The following is a 2,489-nucleotide window of genomic DNA, read 5'->3' as shown; positions in this document are numbered from 1 at the left end:
TTGGAACTCAACCCCAACGGATCCACCCACCCCGTCGGATTCGGCACGTACTGGTACTGATTCAACCCACCGGCCAACTTGATGGGATCCGGCGTCAGATACCTTCCCAACCGCGGGTCGTAATACCGGTGCCGGTTGTAATGCAGCCCACTCTCCGCATCGAAATACTGCCCCTGAAACCGCAGCGGCTGATCGAGGTATTCCGCCGCTGCCAGGCTCAGCGCGGCGACTTTGCCGTAGGCGTCGTACTGCGCAGCCCAGACGATTTCTCCGCTGTAATCCGTGAGTTCCAGCGGGGTGCCGAGGTGGTCGAGTTGGTAATAGAACGGGCAGGCCTTTTTCGGGCCTTTGCCGTCGAGCAGCGCCAGCGGGCGGAAGGTGCCGGGTTCGTAGACGTAGCTGCGGTATTCGCTCGGGCTGCTTTCGGCGACGAGGTTGTCGCCCTGCCAGAAGAATTCGGTTATCTGGCCGTTGACGGTTTTGCGGATACGCCGGCCGAAGGCGTCGTACTGGTAACTCGCGGTCTGGCCGTCCGGTCGGGTCAGGCCGATCAGGCGGTGCTGGCTGTCGTAGCGGTATTCGCTGACGAGTTTTTGCGCGGTGCCACGGCGTTCGCGGATCAGGTTGCCGAAGGCGTCGTAGTCGTAATGCCGGTCACCCTGCATCAGCAGGCGATTGCCCGTGATCTGACTGGGGCCGGGGCGGTCCTGCATCAGCAGGTTGCCGGCCGGGTCGTGGGCAAAGGATTCCGGCAGCTCGTCGCGCGAATGGCGCACGCGGATCAGCCGGTCGAGGGCGTCGTAGGCGTAGGTGCGCTGGCCGTGGCGGGTGTCGGCGATGTGTTCCAGATTGCCGTTGGCGCTGTAGGCATAGTCGCGGCGGTACAGCGCATCGTGGGAATGGCCTACTGCGTGGGCGAGCAATCGGCCCTGATCGTCGTAAGAATATTCGCTGAGCAGCAGGCCTTGCTGGCGTTGTTGTTCACGCCCGCACTGAAAGACATGCGTGGTCAGTTGCGCGCCGTTGAGGTCGATGCCGGTCAGCGCGCCGCCCTTGGCGTAGTGGTAATCGAGCTTGCTGTTGTCCGGCAAGCGCAGGCGTTTGAGCTGACCGCAGGCGTCATAGCTGTAACGCAGGGTGCCCCAGCCCTGATGCTCGGTGATCAGTCGATCCTGACGGTCGTACTCGAAGGCCAGCGGATGGTTCTGGCCGTCATCGACGCCGGTCAAACGACCGAGGCGGTCGTATTGATAGCTGACCTTGACCCCGTCCGGCAGGGTTTTGACCAACAGGCGCCCGGCGCTGTCGCGTGCATACGCCGTGACCAGCTGCGAGCCGTCATCGCCGTATTCTGTTTTCTCCAGCAGATGGCCGTTGAGGTCGTAGGCATACGCGGTGCGCCGCCCGTCGAAGCCGGTTTCCTGGCGGATCAGTCCGGTCGGCGTGTAGTCCAGCCGATACTTCTCGCCGGATTCGTTTTCAATCTCGGTGAGCAATAACTGCGCATGGTCGTAGCGGTACTGCACCCGCGTGCCGTCGGGGTTGATCCGCCGCGAGACCAGGTGCAGATCGTCGTCATATTCATAACGGGTGATGCGCCCCAGTTCATCGCGTTCGGCAGTGACCTGACCGTAAGCGCCGTAGCTGTAAGCGCGAGTAGCGCCGCCCGGCAACGTCGTCTGAGCCAGCCGACACGCCGCGTCCCACTGTTGACGGGTCACCGAACCATGTTCGTCTACGGTGGTGGTCCGCCGCCCCAACGCGTCGTAGGAAAAGTGCCGTACGCCACCGTCAGGCAATGTCTCTTCAATGAGCTGACCGAGGTCATTCCACGCCAGCCGAATCCGGCTGCTGTCCGGGTAACGGATCGACAGCAGTTGCCCGCGTACGTCGTAGTAGTAATGCGTGACCTTGCCGTCGGGATCGACTGCTTCGGTGACATCGCCCTCGGCATTGCGCCGATAGAGCCACACCGCATCAAGGCGTGAACGCCGGTAGAGGAAACCGTTGCGGTACTCGTAGGACGTTGGCGCGTCATCCGGCGGAATCAGCGCGATCAGCCGTCCGACTTCGTCGTAGCGGTATTCGGTGACGGCGCCTAACGCATCCTGCTCGGCGACCAAGCGCCCGGCATCGTCATAGGCCTTGAGCTGCTCGCCGCCATCGGCCTCGACCTTGCGCACCAGCCGCGCTCGATCGTCGTGGACGTAAACCTCTTCGGTGCCATCGACGTAATACACCGTGACACTGCCGTCGTCGCCCCAGACGTAACGGGTGTTCATCTGCGAGAACGAGGCCCAGTGCCTTACGCAGCGCGCCGATTTGCCCGAGCGCTCCCACGCCCAGAAGAAACTCGCGCCACCAGCCAGTTGCCGCTGCAAAATGACGTGGGTGTCATCGTAGTCATAACGCTCGCTGTCACCGACCGCGTTGGTCGCGGCCAACAAGCGTTGACGGGCGTCGTAGCAGTAGCTGACGAGGTTTTGTTC

General features: G+C 62.7%; 1 protein-coding gene. It reads right to left on the bottom strand.

Features of this window, described 5'->3' with window-relative positions; genetic code table 11:
* A partial coding sequence (locus AK821_RS24300) for an RHS repeat protein (protein WP_161806675.1) occupies positions 1 to 2,489 on the bottom strand: 2,489 nt, incomplete at both ends.

Source organism: Pseudomonas sp. RIT-PI-r, from assembly GCF_001297015.1.
Classification (GTDB): domain Bacteria; phylum Pseudomonadota; class Gammaproteobacteria; order Pseudomonadales; family Pseudomonadaceae; genus Aquipseudomonas.
This window is presented reverse-complemented; position numbering and strand designations above follow the sequence as displayed.